Source organism: Paracoccus sp. PAR01 (assembly GCF_014851995.1).
GTDB lineage: Bacteria > Pseudomonadota > Alphaproteobacteria > Rhodobacterales > Rhodobacteraceae > Paracoccus > Paracoccus litorisediminis.
In genome coordinates this window covers 210973-225216 of record NZ_JACVAW010000002.1, presented here as the reverse complement: position 1 = coordinate 225216, position 14244 = coordinate 210973, and the positions used below count along the sequence as shown (strand labels likewise).

At 61.3% G+C, this 14244-nt stretch carries 18 protein-coding genes; all 18 read left to right on the top strand.

Annotated features, from left to right (window positions below; all coding sequences use genetic code 11):
- Positions 1–71: 71 nt before the first annotated feature.
- The 18 genes from rpsE to IB235_RS06095 all read left to right on the top strand — a co-directional run bounded on the left by rpsE (position 72) and on the right by IB235_RS06095 (position 14134).
- Complete coding sequence (rpsE, locus tag IB235_RS06180) at positions 72–638, top strand: 30S ribosomal protein S5 (RefSeq protein ID WP_134680219.1); 567 nt, start codon at positions 72–74, stop codon at positions 636–638.
- Positions 639–649: 11 nt separating this feature from the next.
- Positions 650–838: a 50S ribosomal protein L30 gene (gene rpmD / locus IB235_RS06175; protein WP_134680220.1), complete on the top strand. Its 189-nt coding sequence runs from the start codon at positions 650–652 to the stop codon at positions 836–838.
- A gap of 139 nt (positions 839–977) precedes the next feature.
- Positions 978–1682, top strand: a complete 705-nt coding sequence (locus tag IB235_RS06170) for a hypothetical protein (protein ID WP_192336072.1) — start codon at positions 978–980, stop codon at positions 1680–1682.
- Between the two features lie 254 nt (positions 1683–1936).
- Positions 1937–2926, top strand: coding sequence for an acyltransferase (locus IB235_RS06165; RefSeq protein ID WP_192336071.1), 990 nt, complete (start codon positions 1937–1939; stop codon positions 2924–2926).
- 153 nt (positions 2927–3079) lie between these two features.
- Positions 3080–3565, top strand: a complete 486-nt coding sequence (gene rplO / locus IB235_RS06160) for a 50S ribosomal protein L15 (protein ID WP_155038730.1) — start codon at positions 3080–3082, stop codon at positions 3563–3565.
- A gap of 103 nt (positions 3566–3668) precedes the next feature.
- On the top strand, positions 3669–5039 hold the full coding sequence (gene secY, locus IB235_RS06155; RefSeq protein WP_155038728.1) for a preprotein translocase subunit SecY: 1371 nt from the start codon (positions 3669–3671) through the stop codon (positions 5037–5039).
- A gap of 36 nt (positions 5040–5075) precedes the next feature.
- On the top strand, positions 5076–5732 hold the full coding sequence (locus IB235_RS06150) for an adenylate kinase (RefSeq protein WP_155038727.1): 657 nt from the start codon (positions 5076–5078) through the stop codon (positions 5730–5732).
- 155 nt (positions 5733–5887) lie between these two features.
- Entirely contained in the window at positions 5888–6256 is a 369-nt protein-coding gene (gene rpsM / locus IB235_RS06145; protein WP_192336070.1) for a 30S ribosomal protein S13, read from the top strand.
- A 12-nt stretch (positions 6257–6268) separates the two neighbouring features.
- Positions 6269–6658 (top strand): 30S ribosomal protein S11, encoded by a 390-nt coding sequence (rpsK, locus tag IB235_RS06140; RefSeq protein WP_155038725.1) that lies wholly within the window; start codon positions 6269–6271, stop codon positions 6656–6658.
- Between the two features lie 118 nt (positions 6659–6776).
- Positions 6777–7793 carry a DNA-directed RNA polymerase subunit alpha gene (locus IB235_RS06135; RefSeq protein WP_155038723.1) on the top strand — a complete coding sequence of 339 codons (1017 nt, stop codon included), beginning with the start codon at positions 6777–6779 and terminating at the stop codon, positions 7791–7793.
- Between the two features lie 109 nt (positions 7794–7902).
- Positions 7903–8325, top strand: a complete 423-nt coding sequence (gene rplQ / locus IB235_RS06130; RefSeq protein ID WP_192336069.1) for a 50S ribosomal protein L17 — start codon at positions 7903–7905, stop codon at positions 8323–8325.
- A 345-nt stretch (positions 8326–8670) separates the two neighbouring features.
- The gene (locus IB235_RS06125) at positions 8671–9282 is read left to right on the top strand and encodes an autoinducer binding domain-containing protein (protein WP_155038721.1); all 612 of its coding nucleotides are present in this window, start codon (positions 8671–8673) and stop codon (positions 9280–9282) included.
- Positions 9283–9354: 72 nt separating this feature from the next.
- Positions 9355–9945 carry an acyl-homoserine-lactone synthase gene (locus IB235_RS06120; RefSeq protein ID WP_155038720.1) on the top strand — a complete coding sequence of 197 codons (591 nt, stop codon included), beginning with the start codon at positions 9355–9357 and terminating at the stop codon, positions 9943–9945.
- Positions 9946–10007: 62 nt separating this feature from the next.
- Positions 10008–11336: a replication-associated recombination protein A gene (locus IB235_RS06115; RefSeq protein ID WP_192336068.1), complete on the top strand. Its 1329-nt coding sequence runs from the start codon at positions 10008–10010 to the stop codon at positions 11334–11336.
- Complete coding sequence (gene crcB / locus IB235_RS06110) at positions 11333–11707, top strand: fluoride efflux transporter CrcB (protein ID WP_155038717.1); 375 nt, start codon at positions 11333–11335, stop codon at positions 11705–11707. The genes IB235_RS06115 and crcB overlap by 4 nt, the downstream gene beginning before the upstream one ends.
- Positions 11704–12747 (top strand): RluA family pseudouridine synthase, encoded by a 1044-nt coding sequence (locus IB235_RS06105; protein WP_155038716.1) that lies wholly within the window; start codon positions 11704–11706, stop codon positions 12745–12747. The genes crcB and IB235_RS06105 overlap by 4 nt, the downstream gene beginning before the upstream one ends.
- Positions 12747–13421, top strand: a complete 675-nt coding sequence (locus IB235_RS06100; RefSeq protein WP_192336067.1) for an HAD-IA family hydrolase — start codon at positions 12747–12749, stop codon at positions 13419–13421. The genes IB235_RS06105 and IB235_RS06100 overlap by 1 nt, the downstream gene beginning before the upstream one ends.
- Positions 13418–14134, top strand: coding sequence for an ATP12 family chaperone protein (locus tag IB235_RS06095; protein WP_192336066.1), 717 nt, complete (start codon positions 13418–13420; stop codon positions 14132–14134). The genes IB235_RS06100 and IB235_RS06095 overlap by 4 nt, the downstream gene beginning before the upstream one ends.
- Positions 14135–14244: the final 110 nt, after the last annotated feature.

The following is a 14244-nucleotide window of genomic DNA, read 5'->3' as shown; positions in this document are numbered from 1 at the left end:
TTGCCTTGGCATTGGCCCACCAGGATCGGATTTAACGGCGCGATCGCGCGCCAGTTTTAAAGGAATGCCATATGGCAGAACGTGAAAACCGTCGGGGTCGCCGCGAAGAGCGCGAAGAGACCCCGGAATTCGCCGATCGTCTGGTCGCGATCAACCGCGTGTCGAAAACCGTCAAGGGTGGTAAGCGCTTCGGCTTCGCCGCTCTGGTGGTTGTCGGCGATCAGCGTGGTCGTGTCGGCTTCGGCAAGGGCAAGGCCAAAGAGGTCCCCGAGGCGATCCGCAAGGCCACCGAACAGGCGAAACGCTCGCTGGTTCGCGTCCCGCTGCGCGACGGCCGCACCCTGCACCACGATATCGAAGGCCGTCACGGCGCCGGTAAAGTGATCATGCGGACTGCCGTTCCGGGTACCGGTATCATCGCCGGTGGTCCGATGCGCGCTGTCTTCGAGATGCTGGGCGTTCAGGACGTTGTTGCGAAGTCGCAAGGCTCGCAGAACCCCTACAACATGATCCGCGCCACCATCGACGGTCTGAAAAAAGAATCCTCGCCGCGCAACGTCGCTCAGCGCCGTGGCAAGAAAGTGGCCGAGATCCTGCCGTCGAACGACAAGCCGGCTGACGCCGCTGTCGAAGCGTAAGGAGAGACACCATGGCTAAAACCATCGTCGTCAAGCAGATCGGCTCGCCGATCCGCCGTCCGGCCGTCCAGCGCGAGACGCTGAAAGGCCTGGGCCTGAACAAGATGAACCGCACCCGCGAGCTGGAAGATACCCCGGCCGTGCGCGGCATGGTCAACAAGATCCCGCATCTGGTTGTCATCATCGAAGAGCGCGGCTGATTTCAGCACGCTTTGAGTTAGGAAACGCCCCGGAGCTTCTCCGGGGCGTTTTCCTTTGTCCGACCGGCTGGCTTAACCATTTGCTAACCAATCTGAGGCTACCTTCGCCGGGTCCGATCCCGCGCCAAGGAGCAAGCCCATGCGGCGTGTCAGTCTGCTGATTCTGCTGTTATGTCTGGGCGGCCCGGCGGCTGCCGGTCCTTGGGCGCGGGCCGAAAAGGGGATGTTCCTGTCGCTTTCGGATGAGCGGGACCGCGACGGCAACAGCTATACCGGGCTTTACGGCGAATATGGCCTGACCGCACGTGAAACGCTGGGCTTTGAACTGGGCTACACCAATGTCGGCGAGACCAGCGCGATCTTCTGGCTGCAGCATGGCCTTGAGCCCATCGGCGAGAACCGCTTCGCGCTATCTCTGGGACTGGGCATGGTCTCACGCGAGGGCATGGTTTTGCCGATGGCTCAGGCCGGTGCGGATTGGGGGCGTGGGTTTCAGGGCATCCTTGAAGGCGGCTGGCTGGCGCTGGAAACCCGGTTGAAGGTCGCCGGCTCGATGACGAACCCTGAGGATTTCGCAGGGCTTTCGCCCAGCGAGTTCAGCTATCTGACGCCCGAGGTGACGACCAAGGCCGATCTGACCGTGGGCCTGCATGCCACCGAATCGATGATGTTCATCAATCAGTTACGGCTGGAGCAGCGCGAGGATACCGGCTTCTCCAGCAAGCTGGCGACGACAATTGTCCATGACCTGATCGGCCCCGCCAAGATCGAACTAGGAGCGATCACGCCCTTGTCTGGTCCAGATCAGCAGGCGTTCAAGATCGGGACGTGGCTGGAGTTCTGACGCGGGCGACATCTGGCTGGGATGATACCTTTGCCGCCGTCAGATACGCCATAATAGGTGGAACAGGTCGATGAGACTCGCGCTGGGTCAGATCGGCGAGGTATCTTCTAATTTTTCCGCCTATTCATAAGGACAGTATAAAGGCAGATCTCAAAACGTTCTGTTCTCCTTGCCTCATTCTCGCCTTCGAGTAAGCTAAGTTGGCAGAAGCCTTAGTATTGAGTACCTGTTTTCAGTGTCCAAAGGTCTGTAGCGTGCTTGGTAATATCCAGATTCTGCGCTTTGCCGCTGCTACGCTTGTTGTTTTGTTTCACGTCGCCTGGACCGCCCAGAATGAGGGGCGCTCGACATCGTTTCTCGCGCATTTCATTAAATGGGGCGAATCGGGCGTCGATATTTTCTTCGTCATTTCCGGATTTGTCATGGTGCTGTCGCAGGCGCGAACCCGGCGCAGCCTCGGTCAGTTCTTGCTGGAGCGGGCGATTCGCATTGTTCCGATGTACTGGATTCTGACCCTGCTGCTGACTGGTCTGCTGCTGGCCTTGCCGCAGCTTTTCAGCAACAGCAGCTTTTCCGCGTCCAAGACCCTCACCTCGTTGTTCTTTGTGAACTGGCTGTCGGGAGAGGGGTTTCCGGTCGTATATGTAGGATGGACGCTGGAATATGAGTGGCTGTTCTATATCTTTTTTGCATTCAGCTTTTCGCTGCTGCCATTGGAATTAACTTGGATTCCGGTGTTGGCGTCATTTTCCCTGCTGAGCGCCTCGGGATGGATCGAATGGGTTTCGGTCGAATTCGTTTATGGAATGGGAATAGGACTATTCTACCTGCGCGGGTGGAAGCTGCCGTTCCCATCGCTTTTCATTATCATTGGGATGGCCATGTTGATTGGGGCGGCTCTGTTCCAGGTAGCAGAGTTACCTCGTCCTGTCGCATATGGTGTGCCGGCAGTGCTGATTGTCGCTGGTCTGGTGTATCTGCCGCAGCTGCGGGGCAGGGCGGTGATGTTCCTGGGGGCCGCATCCTATTCGATCTACCTGATCCAGGTCTTTACGATTCCTGTGGCTTTTCGGGTTATCCAGAAATTCGTCGCACTGCCGAGCGATGTGGTGGCGCTTCTTGCTGCCGCGATCACCTTGCTGGCAGGGGGATTGGCCTGCAGTCTGGTCGAAAAGCCGCTGGGGCGGCGGTTGCACAGACTGCATCGGCCCGAACCTCAGATGGAGATCGGCGTGCGGTCGTGACCGGTCCGGTCAAGGTCGAACGCGAAACTTGACCGGGTGGCTGCCTTCATATAGGAACCGCCGGTGCCCTCGCGGGCATCGACTCAACAAGCAAGAAATGCCGTGTCCGCCCCCTTCGCTTCATGGGGCGCTTCCGGCTGTAGGAGAAGCGATATGAAACTTCACGAACTTCGCGATAACGAAGGTTCCTCGCGCAAGAAAAAACGCGTTGCCCGTGGTCCCGGCTCGGGCAAGGGTAAGACCGCTGGCCGTGGTATCAAAGGTCAGACCTCGCGTTCGGGCGTTGCGCTGAACGGTTACGAAGGCGGCCAAATGCCGCTGTACCGCCGCCTGCCGAAGCGTGGCTTCAGCAAGCCGAATCGTCTGGAATTCGCTGTGGTCAACCTGGGCCAGCTGCAGACCTTCGTCGATGCCGGCCGTCTGGATGCCAAGGCTGACATCACCGCTGAAGTCCTGGTTGCTGCCGGCGTCATCCGCCGCAAACTGGACGGCGTGCGCGTTCTGGCCCAAGGCGAGCTGAAAGCCGCTCTGAACCTGACCGTTGCCGGTGCGTCGAAAGCCGCTGTCGAGGCGATCGAGAAGATCGGTGGCAAGATCACCGTCACGCGTCCGGTCAAAGAAGAAGCCGCGGCCGAATAAGCTGTTGAAGGGCGCGCTCGCGCCCAATACATAGCTGTCAAGTTTTCCAGGCGCCGCGGGATCGGGAAACGATCCGGCGGCGCTGCCATGAAGGGGCATACGTATGGCGTCAGCCGCAGAACAGATGGCCGCGAACCTGTCATGGGGTGCGCTCGGCAAAGCTACCGAGCTGCGCCAGAGGATCTGGTTCACGCTCGGACTTCTCATCATCTACCGCCTTGGCACCTATATTCCGGTGCCTGGGATCGACGGCGCGGCGCTGCGCAACTTCATGGACCAGGCACAAGCCGGCCTTGGTGGCATCCTGTCGATGTTCACCGGCGGTGCGCTGGGGCGGATGGGCGTCTTTGCGCTTGGCATCATGCCCTACATCTCGGCCTCGATCATCGTCCAGCTGCTGGCCTCGATGGTCCCCGCTCTTGAGCAACTCAAGAAAGAGGGCGAGAACGGCCGCAAGAAAATCAACCAATATACCCGCTATGCCACCGTGGCGCTGGCGCTGTTCCAGGCCTGGGGTCTGGCGGTCAGCCTTGAGCATGGCAACCTCGCGCATGAGCCGGGCATGTTCTTCCGCGCCTCGGTGGTCATCACCTTGGTTGGCGGCACCATGTTCCTGATGTGGGTGGGTGAGCAGATCACCGCCCGTGGCATCGGCAACGGCATCTCGCTGATCATCTTCGTCGGCATCGTCGCCGAGATCCCCGGCCACCTGGCGCAGTTCCTGGCGCAGGGCCGTTCGGGCGCCGTCTCGACCCCGGTGATTCTGGGGGTGATCGTGATGGTGATCGCGGTCATTGCCTTTGTCGTGTTCATGGAACGCGCCTTGCGCAAGATCCACATCCAGTATCCGCGCCGTCAGGTCGGGATGAAGATCTATGACGGCCAGTCCTCGCACCTGCCGATCAAGGTCAACCCCGCAGGCGTGATCCCGGCGATCTTTGCCAGCTCGCTGCTGCTGCTGCCGGTGACGATCTCGACCTTCTCGGGCAACCAGACCGGTCCGATCATGTCGACGATCCTGGCCTATTTCGGCCCGGGGCAGCCGCTTTACCTGCTGTTCTTCGTCGCGATGATCGTGTTCTTTGCGTATTTCTATACGTTCAACGTCAGCTTCAAGACGGATGACGTGGCCGAGAACCTGAAGAATCAGGGCGGCTTCATCCCCGGCATCCGTCCGGGCAAGCGCACCGAGGACTACCTGTCCTATGTCGTCAGCCGCGTGCTGGTCGTCGGCTCGGCCTATCTGGCGGCGGTCTGCATGCTGCCCGAGGTGATCCGTCACCAGCTGGCGATCCCCTTCTACTTTGGTGGGACTTCCGTGCTGATCGTCGTCAGTGTTGTCATGGACACGATCAATCAGGTCCAAAGCCACTTGCTTGCTCACCAATACGAAGGTTTGATCGAGAAATCGCAGCTGCGCGGGAAACGCAAGCCGGGGGCGCCGCGTCCTCGCAAGGCACCCGCCCGTCGTTGATAGGGAGAGGCCCTGAACGGGCGGAAGAGGGACAATATGGCGACCAATATCATTCTGCTCGGCCCCCCGGGGGCCGGCAAAGGCACTCAGGCGCGGCGGCTGATCGAAGAGCGCGGTCTGGTGCAACTTTCGACCGGCGACATGCTGCGCGAGGCCCGCAGTTCGGGCACCGAGATGGGGCAGCGCGTGGCACAGGTCATGGACCGGGGCGAGCTTGTCACCGATGAGATCGTCATCGGCCTGATCAAGGAAAAGCTGGATCAGGGCGGCAAGGGTTTCATCTTTGACGGCTTCCCGCGCACGCTGGCTCAGGCCGACGCGCTGGAAGGTCTGATGAAGGAAGAAGGTCAGGATATCGACGCCGTGATCGAGATGCGCGTCGATGACGCGGCTCTGGTCTCGCGTATTTCCGGGCGCTTCACCTGCGGCAATTGCGGCGAAGTCTATCATGACGTGACCAAGCCGACCAAGGTCGAGGGTACCTGCGATGTCTGCGGCTCGACCGATCTGCGTCGCCGCGCCGACGACAATGCCGACAGCCTCAAGACCCGGCTGATGGAATACTACAAGAAGACCTCGCCGCTGATCGGCTACTACTATGCCAAGGGGAACCTTCACCCCGTGGATGGCCTGGCCGAGATCGAGGTGGTGGCGGCCGAGGTCGCACAGGTGCTGAATGGGTCCAAGGCTTGACGAAAGCCTGCGAATCCCTTAATCCGCAGCATCTCGCATGAGAATCACCTGACTTCCAGGTGTCGGCTTCAAGACCCGAAGGCTGGGCTTTCGGGTCTTTGGTTGTGAAAAAAGGTTCCGGTGCTACGGAACCGCAACGTGAAAAGGAAAAACGCGTGGCTCGTATTGCTGGCGTCAACATTCCGACCGGGAAACGCGTCCCGATCGCTCTGACCTATATCCACGGGATTGGCCCGAAATTTGCGGACGAGATCATCTCGGCCGTGGGTATCGACGCGACCCGTCGCGTGAACGAACTCTCGGATGCCGAAGTTCTGCAGATCCGTGAATATATCGATGCCAACCTGACCGTCGAAGGCGACCTGCGCCGTGAGACGCAGATGAACATCAAGCGCCTGATGGACCTGGGTTCCTACCGTGGTCTGCGTCACCGTCGTGGCCTTCCGGTCCGCGGTCAGCGCACCCATACCAATGCTCGCACCCGCAAGGGCCCGGCGAAGCCGATCGCTGGCAAGAAGAAATAAGGGGGCTGATCAATGGCACGCGATAAAACCCGCATTAAGCGCAAGGAACGTAAAAACATCGCCACTGGTGTGGCGCATGTGAACTCGTCCTTCAACAACACCAAGATCCTGATCTCGGACGTGCAAGGCAACGCGATCTCGTGGTCGTCGGCTGGCACCATGGGCTTCAAGGGCTCGCGCAAATCGACCCCTTACGCTGCCCAGATGGCTGCTGAAGACGCTGGCAAGAAAGCCCAGGAACACGGCGTCCGTACGCTGGAAGTCGAAGTTCAGGGCCCCGGCTCGGGCCGCGAATCGGCTCTGCGCGCGCTGGCTGCCGTCGGTTTCAACATCACGGCCATCCGTGACGTTTCGCCGATCGCGCACAACGGCTGCCGCCCGCCGAAGCGTCGCCGCGTCTAATTCGGACTTGTGATGACGCGTTCCGCGCCAGGTTTTGGCGCGGAACGCGATTTTCGCATTCAACCTCGGGCGTTTCCGATCACGGTCATGGATCGGAAACAGGTATGGAGGCACACGCATGATCCACAAGAATTGGGCTGAACTGATCAAGCCGACCCAGCTTGAAATCAAGCCGGGCGCTGATTCGACCCGCGTCGCCACCGTCATCGCCGAACCGCTCGAGCGCGGCTTTGGTCTGACGCTGGGCAACGCGCTGCGTCGCGTCCTGCTGTCCTCGCTTCAGGGTGCGGCCATTACTTCGGTCCAGATCGACAACGTCCTGCACGAATTCTCGTCGGTTCCCGGCGTGCGTGAAGACGTGACCGATATCGTCCTGAACCTGAAGGGCGTGACCCTGAAGATGGAAGTCGATGCGCCCAAGCGTCTGACGCTCTCGGCCAAGGGTCCGGGCGAAGTCAAGGCTGGCGACATCCAGGAAACGGCCGGGATCTATATCCTGAACCGCGACCATGTCATCTGCCATCTGGACGACGGCGCCGAGTTGCACATGGAACTGACGGTTGCGACCGGCAAGGGCTATGTCGCCGCGGACAAAAACCGTCCCGAAGATGCGCCCATCGGTCTGATCCCGATCGACGCGATCTTCTCGCCGGTGAAACGCGTCAGCTACGAAGTCACGCCGACCCGCGAAGGTCAGGTTCTCGACTACGACAAGCTGACGATGAAGGTTGAAACCGACGGTTCGCTGACCCCGGAAGACGCCGTGGCCTATGCCGCGCGCATCGTTCAGGACCAGCTTTCGGTCTTCGTGAACTTCGAAGAGCCCGAAGCCGCGACCCGTTCGGATGCCGACGATGGTCTGGAATTCGATCCGCGCCTTCTCAAGAAGGTCGACGAGCTGGAACTCTCGGTCCGTTCGGCAAACTGCCTGAAGAACGACAACATCGTCTATATCGGCGACCTGATCCAGAAAACCGAAGCCGAGATGCTCCGCACCCCGAACTTCGGCCGCAAGTCGCTGAACGAGATCAAAGAAGTGCTCTCGGGCATGGGCCTGCATCTGGGCATGGATGTCGTCGACTGGCCGCCGGAAAACATCGAAGACGTTGCAAAACGCTTCGACGACCAGTTCTGATCGCTTTCGGGGGCGCTCGTCGCCCCCGCACGACTGGGCATTCCGCCCCAAGGAGAGCGGCCCAACGCAGGGTCGCCGGACAAAGTAAAAGACGTCATAGGAGATTATCATGCGTCACGCCCGCGGTTACCGCCGTCTGAACCGTACCCATGAGCACCGCAAGGCGCTCTTCGCCAACATGGCTGGCTCGCTGATCGAGCACGAACAGATCAAAACGACCCTGCCGAAAGCCAAAGAACTTCGCCCGATCGTTGAAAAACTGATCACCCTGGCGAAGCGCGGCGACCTGCATGCCCGCCGTCAGGCCGATGCGCAGCTGAAGCAAGACCAGCACGTCGCGAAGCTGTTCGAGATCCTCGGCGTTCGCTACAAAGACCGTCAGGGCGGCTACGTTCGCATCCTGAAAGCCGGCTTCCGTTATGGCGACATGGCCCCGATGGCGATCATCGAGCTGGTCGACCGCGACACCAGCGCCAAGGGTGCGGCTGACCGCGCTCGCCTGGAAGCCGAATCGGCTGCTGAAGAAGTATGATTTCATAACCCTTTCTTAGGGTTATCAAGAATTTATGCCCGTAACCCTTTATTGGGTTGCGGGCTTTCTGCAACATGAGCTTGCGAAATTGTCGCTGATCTCAACCGTGCGCTGAAAGCTGCCGATCTGCGAACAGTTTATCTATCTGTTTGCGATTGCAGGTAAATTCGGCTTCGGGGTCAGGGGCTGTTTGCTTGGCCTCGAAGCCCCGAAGCCTGGAAATGTTCTGGCGCTGAAAGATGGCGTAAGAAAAACACCGATTGAATGCGGGATTTGCTTGAATAGATTGACCCACATGCCAATTTCAGGCGGAACTCATAGAAATCGCAATCTGTCGAATTAGTCATGTCGTCTCGCGCGGATATCAACGCAGCACTCGCCAAGCTCAAGAAGCTTGCCCCGGCCGGCTACTTCGTCGGCCTGCACATTCGGTTTGCTGCACCCCTGATGCAGTTTCAGACCTATAACAAAGAATGGTCGCTGCGTTACGCGGAACGGGCCTATGCTTTGCGCGATCCCACGATTGCCTGGGGCTTTTCGACGACCGGCGCCTGTCGCTGGAGTGTGCTGCCCATCCCGGACCCGTTCTCGCTTCTGCAGGACGCGGCGGATCATGGGCTGAAATACGGTCTGGCCGTCGCGCATGGCCCGATCAAATCGCGCACGATTTGCTGTTTTGCCCATGACAAACGGGAATTCACGGATGACGAGATCGAAGTGATCTCGGCCACGGTTCGGCGTCTCCATGATATAACGGAGCCGCCGGAAAGCCTGACCAAGGCTCAGCAGGAGGCCCTTCGGTGTATCGCAGAAGGAGATCGGCACGCAGCGGCGGCGGCAAAACTTGGCATCACGGAGAGCGCATTCAAGGCTCGTCTCATCTCCGCGCGCGAACGTCTCATGGCGCGCACCACCGCCGAGGCGCTGCAAAGGGCCAAGGATTACCGCTTGCTGTAAAGGAAACGGTCCGCCTTTTGAACGGTTATCACCCTGGGGGCCAACACCCACCACAACCCCAGGAGATTATCAATGCAGACCACCACGCTTTCGTTCGCCAACATCCACAACCACGGCGAGCTTTTTGCAAATATCTTCCGGGCGCGGAAACAGAGCTTCATCGTCCAGAAGCGCTGGGATCTGCCCCAGACCGACGACATGGAATTCGACCAGTACGACACTCCGATGAGCCGTTGGGTCGCAATTCACGAAAGAGGCAATGTGCTGGCTGGCGTGCGTCTGACGCCGACCACGGCACGCTGCGGCATGTATTCCTACATGATCCGCGACGCGCAGCTGGACCTGCTGGGTGGCTCGATTCCGCGCAACCTGCTGGAAGACACCGCCCCGGTTGAAGCGACGACCTGGGAAGCGAGCCGGCTGTTCGTCGATCACAACACGCCGCAGCGTGACCGCCGTCGCGTCCATATGAATCTTGTCCATGAGATGACCAATTCGGCACGCGAACTGGGCGCGACCAAACTGGTCTGCCTGGTTGCGGCGACCTGGCCGCGCTGGCTGCGTCCCTGTGGACTGGATGCGCATGCAATGGGGCCGGTGATCTGGATCGATGACGGTCATTTCCAATGTGTCTCGATCAATCTCGCCACCAAGCTGCATTGATCGCATGAGCCGGCGGAGGGGGCCTTTCGCGCGCATTGCCCTCGGCGTAACATGCCCCCCGCATGGCAGATCTTTTCGATAACGCGTCCGCAAGCGACGCTCACCCGCATGAGGCTAACCGCCCTCTGGCAGACCGCATCCGGCCGGCCCGGCTGACCGATGTCGTCGGTCAGGAAAAGGTGCTTGGCCCTGACGGTCCGCTGGGCGCGATGCTGGCGGCGGGCAGCCTGTCTTCGCTGATCCTATGGGGGCCGCCGGGTGTGGGCAAGACCACCATCGCCCGGTTGCTGGCGCTGGAGACCGAGCTGGCCTTTGTCCAGATCTCGGCGATTTTCTCGGGCGTGCCGGAACTGCGCAAGGTCTTTGACGCCGCCCGACTGCGTCGTCAGCAAGGGCGCGGCACGTTGCTGTTCGTGGATGAGATCCACCGTTTCAACAAGGCGCAACAGGACAGCTTTCTGCCGCATATGGAGGACGGCACCATCGTTTTGGTCGGGGCCACCACCGAAAATCCCAGCTTTGAGCTGAACGCCGCGCTGCTGTCCCGCGCGCAGGTGATCGTCCTTGAGCGACTCGATCTGGCGGATCTGGAACGCCTCGCACAGCGGGCCGAGCAGGAACTGGGCCGCGCCTTACCGCTGACCCCTCAGGCGCGCGACCGGCTGCTGGAAATGGCCGATGGCGATGGCCGCGCCGGTCTGAACCTGATTGAGCAGGTCATGGCGTGGCGCGTGACCGGCCAGCTTGACATCGACCAGCTGTCCCAGCGCCTGATGCGGCGCGCGGCGAAATACGACAAGTCTGGGGATGAACATTACAATCTGATCTCGGCCCTGCACAAATCGGTGCGCGGCAGCGATCCCGACGCGGCGCTTTACTGGTTCTCGCGCATGCTGGAAGGCGGCGAGGACCCGCGCTATCTGGCCCGGCGCATCACCCGCATGGCTGTCGAGGATATCGGGCTGGCCGACCCTGCTGCGCAGCGTCATTGCCTGGATGCCTGGGCACTTTACGAACGTCTTGGCAGTCCCGAGGGCGAATTGGCGCTGGCACAGGCGGTGATCTATCTGGCGCTCGCGCCGAAATCGAACGCGGGCTACGCCGCCTATAAGGGCGCGCGCGATCTGGCGCGGCGCTCGGGCAGCCAGATGCCGCCTGCCCATATCCTGAACGCGCCGACCGGGCTGATGAAGGAACAGGGCTATGGCGCGGGTTACCAATATGACCACGATGCCGAGGACGGCTTCTCGGGGCAGAACTATTTCCCCGACGGCATGAAACGTCCCGTCCTTTACCTGCCGGTCGAGCGTGGATTCGAGCGGGAACTGAAAAAGCGCGTTGAATGGTTCGCCAGCCTCCGTCAAAAGCGGCGCACAGAGGGCAAGACATGAACCATGCATTCCTTCAGGTCGCAGTAGGTGGCGCCCTGGGGTCGATGGCGCGTTACGGCGTCAACATCATGGCGGCGCGGATCAGCGCCGGTTTCCCATTGGGAACGCTGACGGTGAATATCGTCGGCTGCTTCGTCATGGGCATTCTTGCCGCAGCCATCGCCGGGCGCGGAGGGCAGCATTATGCGCCCCTGCTGCTGACCGGGGTGCTGGGCGGCTTCACCACGTTTTCGGCCTTTGCGCTGGACACGATGGTACTGTGGGAGCGCGGCGCGGTTCTGACCGCCGCAGGCTATGTGCTGGCTTCCGTCGTGATTTCACTTCTGGCGGTCTTCGCCGGATTGGCCATGGGCCGGGGGTTATTCGTATGAGTGGTGTTCAGACCATCCGCGTCACTGCGGATGAGGGCGATCAGCGTATCGATCGCTGGTTGAAGAAGAAGTTTCCGCAGCTCACGCAGGGCGCGGTCGAAAAGATGTGCCGGACCGGGCAGCTGCGTGTCGATGGCGGGCGGGTCAAGGCCAACAGCCGGATCGAGGTGGGCCAAGAGGTGCGCGTGCCGCCGCTGCCGGATGCTGCCGCTCCGGTCGTGACCAAGCGCAATGGCATCAAGCAATCCGATGCCGAGATGATCCAGTCCTGCGTCTTGTGGCGGGATGAGCATATCATCGCGCTGAACAAGCCGCCGGGCCTGCCCTCGCAGGGTGGCTCGGGGCAGGGCGACCGGCATGTGGACGGGCTGACCGAGGCGCTGATGTTCGGCTTCAAGGACCGCCCGAAGCTGGTCCATCGGCTGGACAAGGACACCTCGGGCGTGCTGCTGCTGGCGCGCACCGACCGGGTGGCGCGCGCGCTGTCCGAAGGGTTCCGTCACCGCCTGACCCGCAAGATCTACTGGGCCGCCGTCGCTGGCGTGCCGCATCCGCGCATGGGCTCGATCAAATACGGTCTGGTCAAGGCGCCGGGTCGTGGCCGCATGGGCGAGGGCGAAAAGATGGTCGCCGTCCATCCCAGCCAGGTCGCCGAAACCGAGGGTGCCAAGCGCGCCCATACCGATTACGCCGTGCTTGAGGCGCTTGGCAGCCGCGTTTCTTGGGTCGCCATGGTCCCGGTGACCGGTCGCACCCACCAGCTGCGCGCCCATATGTCGGAAATGGGCCATCCCATCGTCGGCGACGGCAAATATGGCGGCTCGGGGCAGGAAAACCTTGGCGATGGCTGGGGCGCGCAACTGGGCGGAGAGATCAGTCGCAAGCTGCATCTGCACGCCCGCATGATCCGCTTTGAGCATCCGATCACCAAGAAGCTGATCACCATCACCGCGCCGTTGCCCGATCACATGGCCCGGACGTGGAAGACCTTTGGCTGGCATGAAAACGACGTGCCCGAAGATCCCTTCGCGGAGGAATGATGCGTCTGGTCGTCTTTGACGTCGATGGCACGCTGGTCAACAGCCAGCACGAGATCACCGAGGCAATGAACCTTGGCCTGCGCGACGCGGGACTGCCCGAAATGGCCTCGGCCGCAATCCTGTCCATCGTCGGTCTGTCCCTGCCCATCGCTGTCGCGCATCTGTTGCCCGAGGCCTCGCCCGTGCTGCATGAGCGTGTCGTCACCGGCTATCGCGACGCGTTTATCGCCTCGCGGGCGCGGGGGGTGGTGCCGCCACTTTATCCCGGCGCGCTGGACTGTCTGGACGCGCTGTCGGCGCAGGAGGACGTGCTGCTGGGCATTGCCACCGGCAAGCCGATGCGTGGGCTGATGGCGGTGCTTGAGGCGCATGGTCTGGCGCGGCGCTTCTTTACCCGGCAGACGGCGGACGGGCACCCCTCGAAGCCGCATCCGGCGATGCTGGAAAGCGCGCTGTTCGATGCCGGGCTGGAGGCGTGGCAGGCGGTCATGGTGGGCGACACCACATTCGACATGGAAATGGCCCGCGCCGCGGGTGTGACCGGCTTTGGCGTCGACTGGGGCTATCACCCCTCGGCGGAACTGCATGGGGCAGGGGCGGCACTGGTCGCCCCCGATTATCCGACATTGACGCAGGCCCTGCTGGACTGGGTCCCGAAGGAAAAGACGACATGAGCAGCGAATGGAAGGCCCGGCGATTCTGGACGGCCGCGGCAACCCGTGAAGCCGATGGCGGCTGGGAAGTCACGCTGGACGAACGCCCCGTGCGCACCCCGGGCAAGTTGCCCCTGATCCTGCCGACGCCCGGTCTGGCCCAAGCGATCGCCGTCGAATGGGACGCTCAGTCCGAAATCATCGATCCGAACAGCATGCCGCTGACCCGCGCCGCGAATTCCGCCGTCGAGCGCGTCACGCCGCAATTCGAAGCGGTGGCCCTGATGCTTGCCGAATATGGCGGCACAGATCTGCTGTCCTATCGCGCCGACGCGCCCGACCGACTGATCCGCGCGCAGGCCGAGGGCTGGGACCCGTTGATTGACTGGGCCGCGACCGAACTTAGGGCACCACTGCGCATCACGCACGGAGTCCTGCCCGTGCCGCAGGATGAGTCGTCCTTGCTGAAATTGCGGGCAGAGGTCTTGGCGCTGGATGTCTTTGGCCTGACCGCGCTGCACGATCTGGTCACGCTTCCCGGCTCGTTGATCCTAGGACTGGCGGTGATCCGGGGGCGTCTGGATGCCGAAATATCGCATGCGCTTTCCCGGATTGATGAGGAATTTCAAGCAGAAAACTGGGGTCGCGACGATGAGGCCGATGAGGCCGCTGTCGCGCGACTTGAGCAGATGCTGAATGCCGAGCGTTTCTGGAAACTCAGCAGATCCGTCTGACAGCCTTTCCCTAATTCTTGACGCAGGGAACTTCATCGGCACAATGCCGCTTATGGGGGCAGTCCAATTGCCCCCTGGCTCAAACGGGCTAGCCTACGGCCCTAGCTTCC